Annotated in this window: 14 protein-coding genes and 1 riboswitch; of the genes, 10 read left to right on the top strand and 4 right to left on the bottom strand. The window is 71.1% G+C overall.

Going from position 1 to position 17,289, the window contains the following annotated elements:
* Positions 1–58: 58 nt before the first annotated feature.
* Positions 59–1,537 carry an MFS transporter gene (locus ACFY3N_RS26570; RefSeq protein WP_390819249.1) on the top strand — a complete coding sequence of 493 codons (1,479 nt, stop codon included), beginning with the start codon at positions 59–61 and terminating at the stop codon, positions 1,535–1,537.
* Positions 1,534–2,751 carry an FAD-dependent monooxygenase gene (locus tag ACFY3N_RS26565; protein ID WP_390819248.1) on the top strand — a complete coding sequence of 406 codons (1,218 nt, stop codon included), beginning with the start codon at positions 1,534–1,536 and terminating at the stop codon, positions 2,749–2,751. The genes ACFY3N_RS26570 and ACFY3N_RS26565 overlap by 4 nt, the downstream gene beginning before the upstream one ends.
* 368 nt (positions 2,752–3,119) lie before the next feature.
* Here the strand turns inward: ACFY3N_RS26565 and ACFY3N_RS26560 are convergent, their stop codons facing one another.
* The 4 genes from ACFY3N_RS26560 to gcvT form a co-directional block, all read right to left on the bottom strand.
* The gene (locus ACFY3N_RS26560) at positions 3,120–4,487 is read right to left on the bottom strand and encodes an L-serine ammonia-lyase (protein WP_390819247.1); all 1,368 of its coding nucleotides are present in this window, start codon (positions 4,485–4,487) and stop codon (positions 3,120–3,122) included.
* A 161-nt stretch (positions 4,488–4,648) separates the two neighbouring features.
* Positions 4,649–5,908, bottom strand: coding sequence for a serine hydroxymethyltransferase (gene glyA, locus ACFY3N_RS26555; RefSeq protein WP_390819246.1), 1,260 nt, complete (start codon positions 5,906–5,908; stop codon positions 4,649–4,651).
* Positions 5,909–5,922: 14 nt separating this feature from the next.
* Positions 5,923–6,300, bottom strand: coding sequence for a glycine cleavage system protein GcvH (gcvH, locus tag ACFY3N_RS26550; protein ID WP_390819245.1), 378 nt, complete (start codon positions 6,298–6,300; stop codon positions 5,923–5,925).
* Positions 6,301–6,424: 124 nt separating this feature from the next.
* A complete protein-coding gene (gcvT, locus tag ACFY3N_RS26545) occupies positions 6,425–7,543 on the bottom strand; it encodes a glycine cleavage system aminomethyltransferase GcvT (protein ID WP_390819244.1) in 1,119 nt (372 codons plus the stop codon).
* A gap of 206 nt (positions 7,544–7,749) precedes the next feature.
* Positions 7,750–7,850: riboswitch (glycine riboswitch) on the bottom strand.
* 222 nt (positions 7,851–8,072) lie between these two features.
* On the opposite strand from gcvT, the gene ACFY3N_RS26540 reads away from it, so the two are divergent.
* The 8 genes from ACFY3N_RS26540 (at position 8,073) to ACFY3N_RS26505 (ending at position 17,229) form a co-directional block, all read left to right on the top strand.
* Complete coding sequence (locus ACFY3N_RS26540; RefSeq protein ID WP_390819243.1) at positions 8,073–8,741, top strand: AAA family ATPase; 669 nt, start codon at positions 8,073–8,075, stop codon at positions 8,739–8,741.
* A 52-nt stretch (positions 8,742–8,793) separates the two neighbouring features.
* On the top strand, positions 8,794–9,573 hold the full coding sequence (locus ACFY3N_RS26535) for an enhanced serine sensitivity protein SseB (RefSeq protein ID WP_390819242.1): 780 nt from the start codon (positions 8,794–8,796) through the stop codon (positions 9,571–9,573).
* A gap of 227 nt (positions 9,574–9,800) precedes the next feature.
* A complete protein-coding gene (locus ACFY3N_RS26530) occupies positions 9,801–10,550 on the top strand; it encodes an enhanced serine sensitivity protein SseB C-terminal domain-containing protein (protein ID WP_390819299.1) in 750 nt (249 codons plus the stop codon).
* A gap of 398 nt (positions 10,551–10,948) precedes the next feature.
* Positions 10,949–12,619 carry an ABC transporter substrate-binding protein gene (locus ACFY3N_RS26525; protein WP_390819241.1) on the top strand — a complete coding sequence of 557 codons (1,671 nt, stop codon included), beginning with the start codon at positions 10,949–10,951 and terminating at the stop codon, positions 12,617–12,619.
* A gap of 107 nt (positions 12,620–12,726) precedes the next feature.
* Positions 12,727–13,731 carry an ABC transporter permease gene (locus ACFY3N_RS26520; protein WP_390819240.1) on the top strand — a complete coding sequence of 335 codons (1,005 nt, stop codon included), beginning with the start codon at positions 12,727–12,729 and terminating at the stop codon, positions 13,729–13,731.
* A gap of 1 nt (position 13,732) precedes the next feature.
* Entirely contained in the window at positions 13,733–14,692 is a 960-nt protein-coding gene (locus ACFY3N_RS26515; RefSeq protein ID WP_390819239.1) for an ABC transporter permease, read from the top strand.
* A 6-nt stretch (positions 14,693–14,698) separates the two neighbouring features.
* Entirely contained in the window at positions 14,699–15,700 is a 1,002-nt protein-coding gene (locus ACFY3N_RS26510; protein ID WP_390819238.1) for an ABC transporter ATP-binding protein, read from the top strand.
* The gene (locus ACFY3N_RS26505; protein ID WP_390819237.1) at positions 15,697–17,229 is read left to right on the top strand and encodes an ABC transporter ATP-binding protein; all 1,533 of its coding nucleotides are present in this window, start codon (positions 15,697–15,699) and stop codon (positions 17,227–17,229) included. Before ACFY3N_RS26510 ends, ACFY3N_RS26505 begins: the two co-directional genes overlap by 4 nt.
* Positions 17,230–17,289 lie beyond the last annotated feature (60 nt).

The following is a 17,289-nucleotide window of genomic DNA, read 5'->3' as shown; positions in this document are numbered from 1 at the left end:
GCGCATCCGTCCCCGCACTCTCCACCCGACAGCACGGGAGAACGCGAGAGGGCGGAACATGAGACTGCGCAACGACAAGCGGCGGAAGACGGACGACCGACCGGAGGACCCACCCACCACATCCGCTCCCGCCACCGGACCGCGCGGCGCCGCGGTTCCCGCGGTCCCCGTCGGGAAGGCCGCCGTCGGGGCTCTCGGCGCACTGGCACTCTCCACCGGCGCCCTGGAGTCGGCGGTGACGCCGACGCTCCCGCTCCTGCAGCGCGAGCTGGACATGAGTCCGGCCGAAGGGGCGTTGCTGGGCATCGTGCTCCTCATCACCGGCGCGCTCATCACACCGCTGGCGGGCAGGCTCGGCGACCGCCACGGCGGAAAACGGATCCTGATCCGGCTGATGGCGGTGGTCTGTGCCGGTGGTCTGGTGTCCGCACTGGCGCCGAACCTGCCGGTGCTCCTGCTCGGCCAGGTACTGCAGGGGGCGATGGTGGGCGCGCTGCCCCTCTCGTTCGTCGTGGTGCGCACGCACCTCCCCGCGGGAGAGGCGAAGGTGGCCATCGGGGTGGTCAGCGGACTGTTCGTCGGGGGCGGGATGGTGGGCATGCTGGCGGCCGGGCCCGTGGCGGAGGAGCTCTCCCGGCACTGGATGTTCGCGCTGCCGACGATCGCGGTCATCGGGGCCACCCTGCTGGTGAACCGGCTGATGCCGAACGATCCACCGGGCCGGTCGGACGACGCCGGGACCGACTGGCCCGGCCTGCTCCTGCTGAGCGGGACGCTGGTCACGCTCATGCTCGTCCTCGCGCTGGCGCCCGACCTCGCCTCGCAGCCACTCGTGCTCTGCGCCCTCGTCGCGGCCCTGGCCGTCTTCGTCACCGGATGGGTGGCCGTCGAACGGCGTGCGGCCGCACCGATGATCGACCTGCGCATGCTGGCACGGCCCGCGATGTGGAAGGCGTGCGTGCTGACGTTCGTGATCTGTGTCGGTACCTCGACGGCGGTCTATCTCGTTCCGCAGCTGTTCGACGAGACCGGCGACGGCTACGGCTTCGGGGCCGGCGCCACCGAGATCGGCTTCTTCCTGCTGCCCGGCGCCGTGGCCGCGTCGCTGGCCGGGCCGCTCGGCGGGATCGGGGACCGGCGTTTCGGCTCGCGTGCCATGGTCACCGCCGGAGTCGTCGTCCTGGCCACCTCCCTGTTCGCCCTGGCGGCCGTACACACCGAGGTCTGGCACCTCGTCGTCGGCAAGGCGCTGATCGCGCTGGCCAGTGGCCTGTGCGTCACGGCGATGATGACCAGCACCGCCACATCCGTCGACCGGAGCGACACCGGTATCGCCACCAGCCTGATCCTGGTGACCCGCGTGCTGGGCTACGCCGTCGGCGGGCAGCTCGGTGGTGCGCTCCTCACCGCCGGAACCCCTTCCGGGGCGGATGTCGCGGCCGAATCGGCCTACGTCACCGGCTTCGTCATAGCCGGCGCCGTCATGGTGCCGGCCCTGCTCGTCACCCGCACCATGGGCAAAGGAGTCAAGGGATGACCCGCACCGATCAGCCGGCATGCACCCGTACCACGCCGAGGCGCGAGGTCCTGATATCGGGAGCCAGTATCGCCGGTCCTGCCCTGGCGTTCTGGCTGAACCGCTACGGATACGCGGTGACGGTGGTCGAGAAGGCGCCCGCGCTCCGTGGCGGTGGCTACCCCGTCGACGTGCGCGGCACCGCACTGGACGTCGTGGCGAGGATGGGGATCCTGCCGCGGCTGCGGGACGCGCACATCGACCTGCGCCGGCTGACCTTCCTCGAGGGCGACGGCGACGAAGTGGCCTCGCTCCGCCCGCACGACGTCACCGGCGGTGTCGCGGGGCGGGACCTGGAGGTGCGGCGCGGAGATCTGTCCGACGCCCTCTACGCAGCGGTCCGTGACGACGTGGAGTTCGTGTTCGGCGACTCCGTCGACACCCTCGAGCAGTCCGGCCACGGGGTCGACGTCACCTTCCGCGGGGGCGGCCGGCGCACGTTCGACATGGTGTTCGGGGCGGACGGTCTGCACTCGTCCACCCGGGAGACGCTGTTCGGCCCCGAAGAGCGGTTCCACCACCACCTCGGCCACTGCTTCGCCGTGTTCACCCTGCCCAACACCTTCGGCCTCTCCCACGAGACCGTCATGTGGAACGCTCCGGGCCTGGCCGCGGCGCTCTACGCCGTGGGGGACGACGACGTGCACGCCTTCCTGAACTTCGCCCATCCGAAACCGCCGCGGGACGTGTTCCGCGACCCGGAGGCCCAACGGGACCTGGTCGCCTCGTCCTTCGCCGACGCGGGATGGGAGGTCCCGGGCCTGCTGGCCGCCCTGCGCGACGCGGACGACCTGTTCTTCGACGCGGTCGGCCAGATCCGTATGCCCCGCTGGTCCAGTGGCAGGGTCGCGCTGGTGGGCGACGCCGCCTGGGCGCCCTCGTTCCTCACCGGACAGGGCACCAGCCTCGCACTCGTCGGCGCCTACATGCTCGCCGGCTCCCTGGCCCACCAGGACCACACCACCGGCTTCGCCGCCTACGAACACGGCACCCGCGAGTTCGTGACCCTGAACCAGGCGCTGGTCGGCAAGGGCGGCGCCACGCTCTTCCCGACCACCCCCCGGGCCCTGGAGGAACGCAACAACAGGCTCCGCGGACTCGGGGCCGCCCCCTCCGGGGAGGGACGGCCCGCCCACTCGGCCCTCACCCTGCCCGCATTCACGCCCGGGACGTGAGCCCGGGCGCACGCGCCGGTGACGACGGGGACGCCGACCGCGGAGCGCTCCTGCTCCGGGTCGGCCGACCGGGTTCCGTGGATTCACGGTTCAGCGGCGGTGACACGGCTGGAGGGGAATGACGGCCTCCGTGCCCGCTACGGTGTTCGACTCGTCCCTGAGGGCCTCCACGAACCGGCTCCCGGCGTCCGCGGGGAACACGAGGAAGGGGCCGTGGGGGTCCCTGGAATCAGGGACGGGGACGAGGCGAGGGGCGGCCGGACGGGCGACTCCCGCCAGGGGAAGCGCCGCCGTGGACGCCTGCGGCGGGAGGCCGCCCCCGTCCCGTCGGCGACCGGGTGCGGACGCGGCGGCCGGGGCCCGTTCCCTCAGCACTCGATGATGTTCACCGCGAGCCCGCCCCGGGCCGTCTCCTTGTACTTGACCGACATGTCCGCGCCGGTCTCCTTCATCGTCTTGATGACCTTGTCCAGGGACACCTTGTGCGAGCCGTCGCCGCGCATCGCCATCCGCGCCGCCGTGACCGCCTTCACCGCCGCCATGCCGTTGCGCTCGATGCACGGGATCTGCACCAGGCCGCCGACGGGGTCGCAGGTCAGACCGAGGTTGTGCTCCATGCCGATCTCGGCGGCGTTCTCCACCTGCTCCGGGGAGCCGCCCAGCACCTCCGCGAGGGCGCCCGCCGCCATCGAGCAGGCGGAGCCCACCTCGCCCTGGCAGCCGACCTCGGCACCGGAGATGGAGGCGTTCTCCTTGAAGAGCATGCCGATCGCGCCCGCGGCGAGCAGGAAGCGGACCACGCCCTCCTCGTCGGCGCCGGGCACGAAGTTCATGTAGTAGTGCAGGACGGCGGGGATGATCCCGGCCGCGCCGTTCGTCGGCGCCGTGACGACCCGGCCGCCGGCCGCGTTCTCCTCGTTCACGGCCATGGCGTACAGCGTGATCCACTCCATGGCGAGGGCCTGCGGGTCGCCCTCGGAGCGCAGCTTGCGCGCGGTGTTCGCGGCGCGCCGGCGCACCTTCAGACCGCCCGGCAGGATGCCCTCGCGGGACATGCCCCGGTCCACGCACGCCCGCATCACGCGCCAGATCTCCAGCAGGCCCGCGCGGATCTCCTCCTCGCTCCGCCAGGCGCGCTCGTTCTCCAGCATCAGCGCGGAGATGGACAGGCCGGTCTCCTCGGTGAGACGCAGCAGCTCGTCGCCCGTACGGAAGGGGTACTTCAGGACCGTGTCGTCCAGCACGATGCGGTCCGCGCCCACCGCGTCCTCGTCCACGACGAAGCCGCCGCCGACCGAGTAGTACGTCTTCGCCAGCAGCTTCGCGCCGGAGGCGTCGTACGCCCCCAGGGTCATGCCGTTGGCGTGGTAGGGGAGCGCCTCGCGGCGGTGCAGCACCAGGTCGTCGTCGAAGGAGAACGCGATCTCGTGCTCGCCGAGCAGCCGGATCCGGCCACCGTCCCTGATCTTCTCCACCCGCTCGTCGGCCGACTCCACGTCCACCGTGCGCGGCGAGTCGCCCTCCAGGCCCAGCAGCACCGCCTTGGGCGTGCCGTGGCCGTGACCGGTGGCGCCGAGGGAGCCGTACAGCTCCGCCCGGACCGAGGCGACCGAGTCCAGCAGGTCCTCGTTGCGCAGCCGTCGGGCGAACATCCGGGCCGCCCGCATCGGGCCGACCGTGTGCGAGCTGGACGGGCCGATGCCGATCGAGAACAGATCGAAGACCGAGATGGCCACGGGAGGACTCCTAAGGGTTCGGCGGACGACGCTGTCCACCGGGGAAGAGGTGGTGCACAGAAGAGGGAACGTTCATGCGGGGCGCATGGTGCGGGGCACCGCGCCCACCGGTCCAGTGTGCGCGGTGCCCCTGATGTCCGTACGAAGGAAAGCGTACGGAATTACTGCAGACCGGGGTACAGCGGGTGCTTCGCGGCGAGTGCCGTCACCCGGGCCCGGAGCGCCTCCACGTCGAAGGACGGCTTCAGCGTCTCGGCGATCACGTCCGCGACCTCGGCGAAGTCCTCGGCGGTGAAGCCGCGGGTGGCCAGGGCGGGCGTGCCGATCCGTAGACCCGAGGTGACCATCGGCGGGCGCGGGTCGTTCGGGATCGCGTTGCGGTTGACGGTGATGCCGACCTCGTGCAGCCGGTCCTCTGCCTGCTGCCCGTCCAGCTCGGAGTTCCGCAGGTCGACCAGGACCAGGTGCACCTCCGTGCCCCCGGACAGCACGTCCACGCCCACGGCCTTGACGTCGTCCTCGACCAGGCGCTCGGCCAGGATGCGGGCGCCCTCCAGGGTGCGGCGCTGGCGCTCCTTGAACTCCTCGGAGGCGCACACCTTGAAGGCGACCGCCTTGGCGGCGATCACGTGCTCCAGCGGGCCGCCCTGCTGGCCGGGGAACACCGCGGAGTTGATCTTCTTGGCCAGCTCGGCCGTGGAGAGGATCACACCGCCGCGCGGGCCGCCGAGGGTCTTGTGCGTGGTCGTGGTCACGACGTGGGCGTGCGGCACCGGGTTCGGGTGCAGACCCGCGGCGACCAGTCCGGCGAAGTGCGCCATGTCGACCATGAGGTACGCGCCGACCTCGTCCGCGATCCGGCGGAACGCGGCGAAGTCCAGTTGGCGCGGGTACGCCGACCAGCCGGCGACGATCAGCTTCGGCCTGCTCTCCTTGGCCAGCCGCTCCACCTCGGCCATGTCGACCCGGCCGTCGTCGCCGACGTGGTACGCGACCACGTCGTAGAGCTTGCCGGAGAAGTTGATCTTCATGCCGTGGGTCAGGTGCCCGCCGTGCGCGAGGTTCAGGCCCATGATCGTGTCACCGGGCTTGAGCAGCGCGAACATCGCGGCGGCGTTGGCCTGCGCGCCGGAGTGCGGCTGCACGTTGGCGTGCTCGGCGCCGAAGAGCTCCTTGACCCGGTCGACGGCGATCTGCTCGATCACGTCGACGTGCTCGCAGCCGCCGTAGTAGCGGCGGCCGGGGTAGCCCTCGGCGTACTTGTTGGTGAGGACCGAGCCCTGGGCCTCCATGACCGCGACCGGGGCGAAGTTCTCCGAGGCGATCATCTCGAGGGTGGACTGCTGGCGGTGCAGCTCGGCGTCGACCGCGGCGGCCACCGCCGGGTCGAGCTCGTGCAGGGGGGTGTTCAGAAGCGACATGCGGATACGGCTCCTCAGCCCGCGGTGTGGGCGTCGTACTCGGCGGCGGTCAGCAGGTCGGCCGGCTCGTCGGTGACGCGCACCTTGAACAGCCAGCCGCCCTCGAAGGGGGCCGAGTTCACCAGCGACGGGTCGTTCACCACGTCCTCGTTCACCTCGGTGATCTCACCGCTGACCGGGGAGTACAGGTCGCTGACCGACTTGGTGGACTCCAGCTCGCCGCAGGTCTCGCCCGCGGTCACGCCGGCACCGACCTCGGGGAGCTGGACGAAGACCACGTCGCCGAGCGCGTTGGCCGCGTGCTCCGTGATGCCGACCGTCGACACGCCGTCCTCGGCGGCCGACAGCCACTCGTGCTCCTTGCTGTAACGCAGCTGCGTGGGGTTGCTCATGGCCTGAATTCTCCTGTACGGGGGGACTGCGGATGACTGAGGGGACTGCGTACGGCGCCCGTGAGCAGGCATGACGTGCTCACCTCACGCGCGGGAACCGGCGCGGGAACCGGCTACGACGGTGTCACTTCCGCCGCTGGTAGAACGGCAGCGTCACGACCTCGTACGGCTCGTGGCTGCCGCGGACGTCCACGCCGACACCCTTGGTGCCCGGCGCCGCGTGCGCCGCGTCGACGTACGCCATCGCGATCGGCTTGCCCAGCGTGGGGGAGGGCGCGCCGGAGGTGACCTCGCCGATCACCTCGCCGCCGGCCACGACCGCGTACCCGGCGCGCGGGACCCGGCGGCCCTCGGCGACCAGGCCGACCAGGACGCGCGGCGGCTCGGAAGCGGCGCGCTCGGCGGCCTCGGCGAGCGCCGCACGGCCCACGAAGTCGCCCTCCTTCTCGAACTTCACCACCCGGCCGAGACCGGCGTCGAAGGGCGTGAGGCCGGTGGTCAGCTCGTGCCCGTACAGCGGCATGCCGGCCTCCAGGCGGAGCGTGTCCCGGCAGGACAGCCCGCAGGGGACCAGGCCGGCGCCCTCGCCCGCCTTGGTCAGCGCCTGCCACAGCTCGACCGCGTGCTCGGGCTTCACGAACAGCTCGAAGCCGTCCTCGCCGGTGTAACCGGTGCGGGCGATGAGCGCGGGGACGCCGGCGACCGTGCCGGGCAGGCCCGCGTAGTACTTCAGGCCGTCCAGGTCGGCGTCGGTCAGCGACGCGAGGATCCCCGGGGACTCGGGGCCCTGCACGGCCAGCAGCGCGTACGCGTCGCGGTCGTCGCGGACCTCGGCGTCGAAGCCGGCCGAGCGCTCCCGCAGGGCGTCCAGGACGACCTGGGCGTTGGAGGCGTTGGCGACCACCAGGTACTCCGACTCGCCGAGCCGGTAGACGATCAGGTCGTCCAGGATGCCGCCGTCCTCGCGGCAGATCATGGTGTAGCGGGCGCGGCCGGGCCTGACGCCCCCGATGTTGCCGACCAGGGCGAAGTCGAGGAGCGCGGCCGCCCCGGGGCCGGCGACCGTGATCTCGCCCATGTGCGAGAGGTCGAAGAGGCCGGCCCTCGTGCGCACGGCGTTGTGCTCGTCGCGCTCGGAGCCGTAGCGCAGGGGCATGTCCCAGCCGGCGAAGTCGGTCATCGTCGCGCCGAGCGAACGGTGCAGGGCGTCGAGCGCGGTCCGGCGGGGTTCGGTACTGCTCATCGGTCGGTCTCCCAGAGGCGATGGGGGTCCCTCCCGCGCGAGTTCATTCGAGCGTGGGGGAAGGCGAGGACGTTTCCTCCCCATCTGTCATCGGAACCTGAGAGGTTCGCCATGACGCCCACGCGGGGACGGTCCTGGCTTGCACCTTGGGTGGGGCCGCCGGAGCACCGCTGGATGCCCTTCGACGGCCCGCTTTTCAGATGTGCCTCGCCCGCGCGGTAACGGGGCCTGAGAGATTCAAGGGAGGGACTTGCTCCTTCGGCGCCCCGGCGGCAAACGGTGCCGGGGACTCTCCCGCGCGGATTCAAGCGGCCGGTATGCAGTTGGCGCGCACATCATTGCACGCATCGCGGGGGCACGGCAGGGGGACCCTTCCCAGGGGGTGCGCAGGATGTGCGGGCGCCGTCACAGGGGGCTGTGACAAGCCTGTTCCGGGAAACGGACGGAAACGACGACATCCGGCATTACCTTCTCTTTACACTCGGCGGGGATCGGTACTCGTACCCGGCCCCAGGGGAGGACGATCACGGTGAACAGGACCACGGCGTGCGCCACCACCACGGGCGTCGCGCTGCCCCAGCAGCCGGCCGCTCAGGCCCGGGGGGCCCGCGGCGCGCTGCCGGCGCCCGTCGTCCGCGATCTGCGCGCGCGGGGCGGCCGCAGCCCGCGCGCGCTGCTCTTCGGGCCCCGGGACCTGGTCGTGGTCACCGGGCTGCCCGGCAGCGGCAAGTCCACGCTGATGCGGCGCACGGTGCGCGGCGCCCGCGTCGACTCCCAGGACGCCCGGGACCGCTGGGACCCCCGCATGCCGCGCCTGCTGCCGTACGCGGTGTACCGCCCGCTGGTCCGCCTCGTCCACTACGCCGGGCTGCGCCGCGTGCTGCGGGCCGGAGGGCCGGTCGTCGTGCACGACTGCGGTACGCAGGCCTGGGTGCGCCGCTGGCTGGCCCGCGAGGCCCGGCGCCGGGGCGCGGACCTGCACCTGCTGCTGCTCGACGTCACCCCGCAGCAGGCCCTGGCCGGCCAGCGCGAACGCGGGCGCGGCGTCTCCCGGTACGCGTTCCTGCGCCACCGCACGGCGAGCGAGCGGCTGCTGCGCGCGGTGGAGCGGGGCGTCCTGCCGGCCGGCTGCGGATCGGCGGTGCTGATCGACCGGGACGCGGCGGACGCGCTGCGCCGGGTCGCCTTCACGGGCTGACCGGATAGCCTTTCGGTCACAGCAGTGGTTCCAGGCAGCAGGCGGTAGGCAGATGGACTTCCCGGCGGACTTCCCGGCACAGGCGCACCCCCATCCGCACGGCGGATGGCCCGGCAACGAGCTGGAGGAGGTGCTCTCGGTCTCCCTGGGCGTCCCCTCGGCGGGCGGCAGGATCGTGGAGGTGCTGGGCCGCAGCTTCGTCTGGGTCCCGCTGCCGAACGGCGGGGGCCCGGACAGCGGCCCGCTGGACCTGCCCACCCTGGAGATCGACGGCCAGGCCTACGTCCCCGTCTTCAGCTCCGAGGAGCAGCTCCGCCAGGCCGTCGGCCCCCACCTGTCGTACACCGTCGCGCCCGCCGTGGAGTTCGCCCGCGGCCTGCCGCCGCAGGCCGGGATCGCGGTGAACCCCGGCGGCGTGGTCGGCATCCCGCTGCCGCCGCCGGCCGTCGCCGAGCTGTGCCGGGCCGGACGCTCCCCGCTGGACGGCCCGGCGACCGGCGGCCGGGTCCGGCTGTTCGAGCCCGACTGGCAGGACGACCCGCTGGACTTCCTCGCCGCCGCCTCGGCGGAGTTCGACTCCATCGGCGTGGTGACCACCGCCCGCCGCTGCCTCGCCGCGATCGAGACGGCCGACCCGGTCCTCTTCGTCGGCGTGGAACTCTCCCAGTGGGAGGGCGACGCCCGCACCCTCCCCCTCGACGCCCTGGGCCGGGCCCTGGGCCGGACCCCCGCCCCCTGGCCGGTCAACCTCATCGTCCTGGACCTAGCCCAGGACCCGGTCGGCGACTGGCTCCGCACCAGGGTCCGCCCCTTCTACGAACGGCCGCGGTGACCCCCGGGGCGCGGGGCCGTGTCGAGGTGCGGCTCCGCCGCGCGGGCGCGCCCCGCCCCAACGCCCCCGCCCCCGCCGGACGACGCGCGGCCCCGGGCTCCTCCGCGCGCCCGCCGGACAGGAGCCCGCCGCACGGCGTCGGCTTAAGCTAGGTTCATCCGCTGGCGAGGTACGGAGGGGCGATACAAGTGAGCGCTGGCACCGCGGCGACCGGACAGGTCGAGCACATGCTGCGCCAGGTGACGCCCGGGCGTTACGACGCGTACGAGGCGTTGCTGCGCGCCCTCGCGACCCCCGCCTCCGGCCAGGTCTGGATGCTGCTCTGGCACGGCCAGGCCGGCTCCCCGGACGCCCAGTACGGGAACATGGAGGTCGACGGCTTCGGCTACGCGCCCTGCGTCACCTCGGCCCAGGAGCTCTCCGCCAGCGGCTGGAACCGGTCGTACGAGGTGGTCGACGGCCTCGAAGTGGCCCGCGCCCTCTATCCCGACCGCTACGGACTCTGGCTCAATCCGCACGCCCCCGGCGGCGGAGTCGGCATCCCCTGGCTGGACCTGCGCCGGATCGCCGGCGGCCTGGACCGCCAGCCCGCCGGACCGCTGCGCCTGTCCGAACCGGCCATCGCGATCCCTCAGTTCTACGCCCTCCTCGCGCAGAACGCCCACCGCACCCCGGCCGTCCGCGCCCTGCGCCGCGCCTGGGTGCAGCCCGCACTGGGCGCCCCGTACCTCGCCATCGGCCTGGACGTGTACGACACCTCCCCGCCGGCCGTGGACGCGGTGCGCGCGATGATGCAGCAGTCCCTCGGCGCGGTCCCGGACGGACTGCCCGTGTCGACCGTCGCGATGTCCGACGAGCACGACCCGGTCGCGATGTGGCTGCGCGCCAACTCCCGCCCGTTCTACGACCGTGAGGCCCACGGCGCCGTGCCGTCCCCCGCGACGGCCTACGGCTACCCGCCCGCGCACCGGGGCTGACCGGCCGGACGCCGCCCTCCTGACGGTCCGTCACGGTCCACGGAGTGGACAGGGGCGCGGGCCGGAACCGATGCGTCCGCCCGGCCCGTCGCGCACTGCTGATTTCGCGCCAGATTTTCGGCCATGCGCGCTCAGCGACAGCGCGCTGACCGCCTGTCACCTGCGGTTTCACCTGTTCTTCACGCCGTCCGGCGCCACCTGGGCGACCGCCGGAAAGACGCTTCTGTGTCCGGCGGGTTAAATCCCGACAGGGGAACGCCTGAACCGTCCCTTATGTCAACTGTTCAGATCTCAGGTAGGTATCACCGCTATCCGGACTGTTCCTGACGCGCTGCGATCGTCTGTAGTGTTCGGCCGGTCAAGATGCATCCACATAGCGGACCCGGAGTGGCCCCAGTATGCGCATATTCAAGTCCCGAGCCGCTCGGGCGATCACGGCCGCGGTGGCGGTCGGTCTGATCGCCACGGGCTGCTCCAGCGAACGGGACGCTGACAACGAAAGCGGCGGCAAGAAGGACACCTTCGTGTTCGCCGGTGCGGGTGACCCGGGTTCCCTGGACCCTGCCCTCGCGAGCGACGGTGAAACCTTCCGCGTGACGCGCCAGGCGTTCGAGGCCCTGCTCGAGCACGAGTCCGGCGGCACCAAGCTGGTCGGCGGCCTCGCCGAGACCTGGTCGAGCAACGACGAGGGCACGGTCTGGACCTTCAACCTCCGCAAGGGCGTGAAGTTCCACGACGGCGAGTCGTTCAACGCCGCGGCGGTCTGCGCCAACTACGACCACTGGTTCAACTGGAAGGGCACCTACCAGTCCAGCGCGGTCTCGTACTACTGGCAGACCATCATGGGCGGCTTCGCGAAGAACGAGGACAAGGAGACGCCCGAGGCGAACTACAAGTCCTGCACCGCGAAGGACGAGAACACCGCCGTCATCGAGGTCAAGAAGCCCTCCGCCAACCTCCCCGGCGGCTTCTCCCTCCAGGCCCTGGCGATCCACTCGCCGAAGGCCCTCAAGGAGTACGAGAAGGAAGAGGCGACCGCCAAGGGCGACGCCATCACGTACCCCAAGTACAGCCAGGAGGCCGGCACGGTCGCCGGCACCGGCCCGTACAAGATCACGAAGTGGAACAAGGGCAACAAGGAAGTCAGCCTGACCCGCTTCGACGACTACTGGGGCGAGAAGGCGAAGATCAAGAACCTGGTCTTCCGCACCATCGACACCGAGGAGGGCCGCCGCCAGGCGCTCCAGGCCGGTGACATCGACGGCTACGACCTCGTCGCCCCGGCCGACGTCAAGACCCTCGAGGACCAGGGCTACGTCGTCCCGACCCGTGGCGTCTTCAACCTCTTCTACGTCGGCATGAGCCAGGGCGCCAACAAGGCGCTCAAGAAGAAGGAAGTCCGCCAGGCGATCGCTCAGGCGATCGACAAGGAGAACCTGGTCAAGACCCAGCTGCCCGAGGGCGGCAAGGTCGCCGACCAGTTCATGCCGGACACCATCGCGGGCTACTCCAAGAACGTCAAGAAGTACCCGTTCGACACCGCCGCGGCGAAGAGCCTCCTCAAGAAGGCCGGTGAGGAGAAGCTCAAGGTCGAGTTCTGCTACCCGACCGAGGTCACCCGCCCGTACATGCCTGCCCCGCAGGACCTGTTCGAGCTGATGAAGGCCGACCTGGAGAAGGCCGGCATCACCGTCACGCCGAAGGCCATGAAGTGGGCCCCGGACTACATCGACGCCACCGAGGCGGGCTCCTGCGACCTGCACATGCTCGGCTGGACCGGTGACTTCAACGACGGCTTCAACTTCATCGGCACCTGGTTCGCCGGGTACGACAAGCAGTGGGGCTTCAAGGACAAGAAGGTCTTCGACGCCGTGAACGCCGGCTCGAAGCTGGGCAAGGCCGAGGAGCGCACCGCCGCGTACGAGAAGGCCAACGAGGCCATCATGGAGTACCTCCCGGGTGTTCCGATCTCGTCCTCCCCGCCGGCCATCGCCTTCGCCAAGAACGTGAACCCGCCGAACGTCTCCCCGCTGACGCAGGAGGTCTTCGCCGAGACGTCCTTCAAGTAGGCGAACAGCGGTAGGAAACCAAAACGGGGGGTCCGCCCGGTCGTCGCAACTCGGCGGCCGGGCGGGTCCATTCATGTAAGACATCACGTAAGAAAGGGGCATGCGGGGTGCTGCGTCTCGTCGTACGAAGACTGCTCCAGCTCATACCCACGCTGCTCGGCCTGTCGGTTCTGCTCTTCCTGTGGCTCGACCGTCTGCCCGGTGGACCCGCCTCAGCGATCCTGGGGGAGAAGGCCACCGAGGCCGAAGTGGCGCGCATCAACCGCGCGCTCGGGCTGGACCAGCCCGTCTACGTCCAGTACTGGCGTTTCCTCAAGCGCATCGCCGAACTCGACCTGGGCACCTCCACCCAGACCGGACAGCCGGTGTGGGACGAGTTCGTCCTGCGCTTCCCCGCGACCGTGGAGCTGTCCCTCCTCGCGATCCTCATCGCGGTCGCCGTCGGCGTGCCCCTCGGCTACTTCGCGGCCCGCAACCGCGGCGGCTGGCTCGACGTCACGTCCGTCTCCGGCTCGCTCGTCGGCATCTGTATCCCGGTCTTCTTCCTGGCTCTGCTCCTGAAGCAGGTCTTCGCCGTCAACCTCGGCATCTTCCCCGCCTTCGGGCGCCAGGACACCGGCATCAACGCCACCGACGTGACCGGCTTCGCCGTCCTGGACGGTGTCCTCACCGGGGAGTTCGACGCCTCCTGGGACGCGATCATGCACCTGATCCTGCCCTCCGTCGCCCTGGCCTCCATCCCGCTCGCGGTCATCGTGCGCATGACCCGCGCCAGCGTCCTCGAGGTGCAGGACGAGGACTACGTCCGCACCGCCGAGGCCAAGGGCCTCAAGCGGAGCGTCATCCGGAGCCGGCACGTGCTGCGCAACGCGATGCTCCCCGTGGTGACCGCGGTCGGCCTGCTCACGGGCTCCCTGCTGTCCGGCGCGGTCCTGACCGAGTCCGTGTTCTCCTTCGGCGGCATCGGCTCCTTCATCCGGACCGCGATCGACGGCCGCGACTACCCCGTGCTCGTCGGGTTCATCATGTTCATCGCGCTGATATACGTCCTGATCAACTTGCTGGTGGACCTGGCGTACAGCCTCATCGACCCGAGAGTGCGGGTGCACTGACATGAGTGTCGCCACCAAGACCGACAAGATCCAGCGCCTCGCGGAACTGGCCGCCACCAAGGAGACCAGCACCGGCGCCAGCCTCTGGCGGGAGGCCTTCCGCCGCCTCAAGCGCAGCAAGATGGCGATCATCGGCGCGGTCGTCATCGCCCTGTTCGTCGTCCTCGCGATCGTCGGGCCCTACATCGCCCCGTACTCCCCGACCGCCCAGACCTGGCGGAACGAGGTCTTCCCCAACCGGGGCGAGTTCGTCGGCATGCGCGGCGAGAACTGGTTCGGGCTCGACCACCTCGGCCGGGACATGTTCTCCCGCATGCTGGTCGGCGCCCGCCAGACGCTGCTCGTCGGCGTCGTCGCCACGCTGATCGGCCTGATCATCGGCTTCCTGATCGGCGGTCTCGCCGGCGCCTTCGCCACCCTCGGCGGCGAGACCGGCAAGCGGATCGACTCCGTCATCATGCGCTTCATCGACATCATGCTGGCGCTGCCCTCGCTGCTGCTGGCCGTGTCCATCGCCGCCGTCATGGGGCAGTCGCTGACCACCGTGATGATCGCCGTCGGTGTCGTCCAGATCCCGGTCTTCGCCCGGCTGCTGCGCGGCTCCATGCTGGCCCAGGGCAGCGCGGAGTACGTGCTCGCGGCCAGGTCCCTCGGTGTGCGCAAGCGGCGCATCGTCGTCTCGCAGATCATCCCCAACTCGCTCAGCCCGGTGATCGTGCAGGCCACGCTCTCCCTGGCCACCGCGATCATCGAGGCGGCCGCCCTGTCCTACCTGGGCCTCGGCAACCCCGACCCGGCCATCCCCGAGTGGGGCGTCATGCTCACCCAGGCGCAGCGGTTCTTCGACAACGCGCCGATGATGGCGGTCTACCCCGCCGTCGGCATCATCATCACCGCCCTCGGCTTCACCCTCCTCGGCGAGGCCATGCGGGAAGCCCTCGACCCGAAGCTGAGGGGCTGAACCACCATGTCTCTGCTCACTGTCGACGAACTGACCATCACCTTCGGCGGACGCGGCCGCAAGGAGTCCCGTGCGGTCGACGGCGTCTCCTTCGAGGTCGACCAGGGCCAGGTCGTGGGCCTGGTCGGCGAGTCCGGCTGCGGCAAGTCCGTCACCTCCCTGGCCCTGATGGGCCTGCTGCCCCACAAGGGCGTCACCATCGGGGGCCGCGCCGACTTCGACGGCGCGAACCTGTTCACGATGAGCTCCTCCGCCCGCCGCGACCTGCGCGGCAGCGAGATGGCGATGATCTTCCAGGACCCGCTGTCCTCGCTCAACCCGGTCGTGCCGATCGGCGTGCAGGTCACCGAGATCCTGGAGCGCCACCGCGGGCTGAAGGGCGAGGCCGCCCGCAAGGAGGCCGCCCACCTGCTGGACCGGGTCGGCATCCCCGACCCGACCCGGCGGCTCAAGGAGTACCCGCACCAGCTCTCCGGCGGTATGCGCCAGCGTGCGCTGATCGCCATGGCGGTGGCCTGCGCCCCGCGCATGCTCATCGCCGACGAGCCCACCACGGCCCTCGACGTGACGATCCAGGCGCAGATCCTGGAGCTGCTCAAGGAACTGGTGGACCAGGAGGGCACCGCCCTGCTGATGATCACCCACGACCTCGGCGTGGTCGCCGGCCTCTGCGACCAGGTCAACGTGCTCTACGCGGGCAAGACCGTCGAGTCCGCCGGGCGCCGCGAGCTGTTCGGCCACCCGACCCACCCCTACGCGCACGGACTGCTGGGCTCCATCCCGCGTCTGGACGCTCCCCGGGGCGAACCCCTCAAGCCCATCCGGGGTTCCATCAACGACCGCATCGCCTGGGCCGACGGCTGCGCCTTCGCGCCCCGCTGCGACCGGTACGAGATGGGCTGCCTGACCGGCACCCCGCAGCTCACCGAGCCGCGTGCGGCCGGCCACCAGGTGCGGTGCGTCAACCCCGTACTCGACGACGCGAAGGCCGAGGAGGTCACCGCATGAGCCTGCTCGAACTGGACGGCGTCAAGGTCCACTTCCCCATCAAGAAGGGCGTCTTCGTCGACCGCACGGTCGGTCACGTCTACGCCGTGGACGGGGTGTCGCTGAAGGTCGAGGCCGGCGAGACCTACGGTCTGGTCGGCGAGTCCGGCTGCGGCAAGACCACCCTTGGGCGGTCCGTGCTGCGGCTGGTCGACATCACCGAGGGGTCCGTCGTCCTCGACGGCACCGACCTGGCGAAGCTGCCCGGCGAGGAGATGCGCCGCTTCCGGCGCCGGCTCCAGATGGTCTTCCAGGACCCGCTGGGCTCGCTCAACCCCCGGCAGAACATCGAGTCCATCCTGTCCGAGGGCATGATCGCCCACGGCATCGGCAAGGACCAGGAGGAGCGCCGGGAGAAGATCAAGTCGATCCTGGACAAGGTCGGCCTGCCCTCCAACGCGCTCGCCCGCTACCCGCACGAGTTCTCCGGCGGCCAGCGCCAGCGCATCGGCATCGCCCGTGCCCTCGTCCTCGAACCCGACGTGATCATCTGCGACGAGCCGGTCTCCGCGCTCGACGTGTCGGTCCAGGCCCAGGTCATCAACCTGCTGGACGAGCTCCAGGAGGAACTCGGCCTGACCTATGTGGTGATCGCCCACGACCTCGCGGTGGTCCGGCACATCTCCGACACGATCGGCGTGATGTACCTGGGCTCGCTGGTCGAGGAGGCGCCGAGCGACGCGCTGTACGCCGAGCCGAAGCACCCGTACACCAAGGCCCTGATGTCGGCCGTGCCGGTGCCGGACCCGGAGGTGGAGGACAAGCGCGAGCGCATCCTGCTCACCGGTGACCTGCCCTCGCCGGCGAACCCGCCCACCGGCTGCCGCTTCCACACGCGCTGCCCCTGGGCCCAGGCCGAGCGCTGCGCGACCGAGCGGCCGCAGCTGCGGGACCTCGGCGGCGGCCACCGGGTGGCGTGCCACTACGCCGAGGAGATCGCGGCGGGGACGCTGAAGCGGACCATGGGCGAGGTCGTGCCGGCGACCCGCGAGGGCGTGGACGACAACCCGACGTCCGAGGAGCCCGGCACCCCGACGGCGCCGGAACAGTCCGGACCGCCGCGGCAGGAGACCGCCCCGGAGCAGGAGGACACGCCCGAGCCGACGGAGAAGGCCGCCGAGACCGCCGAGGCCGTGAACGCCGAGAAGGCGGCCGAGGCGGAGAAGGCCGAAACCGCCGACAAGGCGGAGAAGGCTGCCGGGGCCGACAGGGCCGAGAAAGCCGAGGCCGCCGAGAAGGCCGAAGCCGTCAAGAAAGCCGAGGCCGCCGAGAAGGCTGCCGGGGCCGACGAGGCGGAGGCCGCCGACAAGGCGGAGAAGGCTGCCGGGGCCGACGAGGCCGTGAGCGCCGAGAAGGCCGACAAGGTCGAGGCCGCCGACGAAGCCGGTGCCGCCGAGAACGCCGAGAGCGAGGCGAAGGCGGAGAGCGCGGACAAGGCCGAGAAGGCCGAGGCCGTCAAGGAAGCCGAGGCCGCCGAGAAGGCCGTATAGCCCGCGGGCCTTCGCCCGCGTCCGAGGCATCCCCCGACGGAGTCACGGACAGCAAGTTCA

The organism is Streptomyces sp. NPDC000348 (genome assembly GCF_042898795.1).
Lineage (GTDB): Bacteria > Actinomycetota > Actinomycetes > Streptomycetales > Streptomycetaceae > Streptomyces.
Note: the sequence above shows the minus strand (reverse complement) of the source record. Positions and strands in the feature narration are given on the sequence as shown.

Excerpts from the sequence above, each read along its gene's own strand:
- ACFY3N_RS26570 (WP_390819249.1), top strand. The coding sequence starts at position 59 with ATGAGACTGCGCAACGACAAGCGGCGGAAGACGGACGACCGACCGGAG.
- ACFY3N_RS26565 (WP_390819248.1), top strand. The coding sequence starts at position 1,534 with ATGACCCGCACCGATCAGCCGGCATGCACCCGTACCACGCCGAGGCGC.
- glyA (WP_390819246.1), bottom strand. The coding sequence starts at position 5,908 with ATGTCGCTTCTGAACACCCCCCTGCACGAGCTCGACCCGGCGGTGGCC.
- gcvH (WP_390819245.1), bottom strand. The coding sequence starts at position 6,300 with ATGAGCAACCCCACGCAGCTGCGTTACAGCAAGGAGCACGAGTGGCTG.
- gcvT (WP_390819244.1), bottom strand. The coding sequence starts at position 7,543 with ATGAGCAGTACCGAACCCCGCCGGACCGCGCTCGACGCCCTGCACCGT.
- ACFY3N_RS26535 (WP_390819242.1), top strand. The coding sequence starts at position 8,794 with ATGGACTTCCCGGCGGACTTCCCGGCACAGGCGCACCCCCATCCGCAC.
- ACFY3N_RS26530 (WP_390819299.1), top strand. The coding sequence starts at position 9,801 with ATGCTGCGCCAGGTGACGCCCGGGCGTTACGACGCGTACGAGGCGTTG.
- ACFY3N_RS26525 (WP_390819241.1), top strand. The coding sequence starts at position 10,949 with ATGCGCATATTCAAGTCCCGAGCCGCTCGGGCGATCACGGCCGCGGTG.
- ACFY3N_RS26515 (WP_390819239.1), top strand. The coding sequence starts at position 13,733 with ATGAGTGTCGCCACCAAGACCGACAAGATCCAGCGCCTCGCGGAACTG.
- ACFY3N_RS26510 (WP_390819238.1), top strand. The coding sequence starts at position 14,699 with ATGTCTCTGCTCACTGTCGACGAACTGACCATCACCTTCGGCGGACGC.
- ACFY3N_RS26505 (WP_390819237.1), top strand. The coding sequence starts at position 15,697 with ATGAGCCTGCTCGAACTGGACGGCGTCAAGGTCCACTTCCCCATCAAG.